This is a genomic window from Streptosporangium amethystogenes (genome assembly GCF_000721075.1).
GTDB lineage: Bacteria > Actinomycetota > Actinomycetes > Streptosporangiales > Streptosporangiaceae > Streptosporangium > Streptosporangium amethystogenes.
The window spans coordinates 1-733 of sequence record NZ_JOEQ01000135.1 but is presented as its reverse complement, the minus strand read 5'-3'; the positions used below and the strand labels follow the sequence as shown (position 1 = coordinate 733).

The following is a 733-nucleotide window of genomic DNA, read 5'->3' as shown; positions in this document are numbered from 1 at the left end:
CTTGACTGCTTGGAGCGGCGGTCGTTATCCGGCGGCCGGATTCAGGGGGACGGAGGTCTCAGGCACCGACCAGTCCGAGGGCGTCCACACATCATCGGCGAAAGGAGCGGCGATGTCGGTTTCGGCACCCCAGCCGGTCAGACGAGCATCAACGACAAACGAGACAGGGACACCACCGTTCTTGGAAAACGGCTGGCTCCACGAACCCCAGGCCCTGCGCACCAGCTGGTCCTCACCGAGCCAGAGCCACCAAGACATCTTGGCCTTCGCTTCCTCTTCGGTGAGCATCACCACGAGTCCGAAAGGGAATCCGTGAGAGGCCTTGGAGAGCTGACCGACGGTCATCGTGCCCTGGTAGAGCGTGGTACGAGTGCCGTCGTAGACACCTACGGGGTGCTTGACCTTGGTGGTGGCCAGCACCGCCTTCAGCATGGCCGGATCGGCGAGCTTGATCCAGCCGGCGTCCAATCCCGGCCGGACCTCGTTGTTCTCGTTGAGGAGCCAGCTTTTGCCGTCAGGTATGTAGTCGTTTTGGATGTACTGGCGGCCCTCGAAGATGATCTGCCGTACGGGGTCGATCCGTTTTACGCGGTCGGAGTCATGTGCCATATCGACGGCTACGATCTTGCCCTTGCCGAACTCGGCGACGGCCTTAGTCCAGACGTAATCCTTCTCCTTCTTCTGCTCCGTGGCGGTGCGGACCATCGACATCTTCACCCCCCGGTTCTCGACG

1 protein-coding gene is annotated in these 733 nt (G+C 61.7%); it reads right to left on the bottom strand.

Annotated elements, in window-relative coordinates; translation table 11 throughout:
- Positions 1 to 24: 24 nt before the first annotated feature.
- A partial coding sequence (locus tag IG98_RS0143960; protein WP_030926567.1) for a hypothetical protein occupies positions 25 to 733 on the bottom strand: 709 nt, incomplete at its 5' end.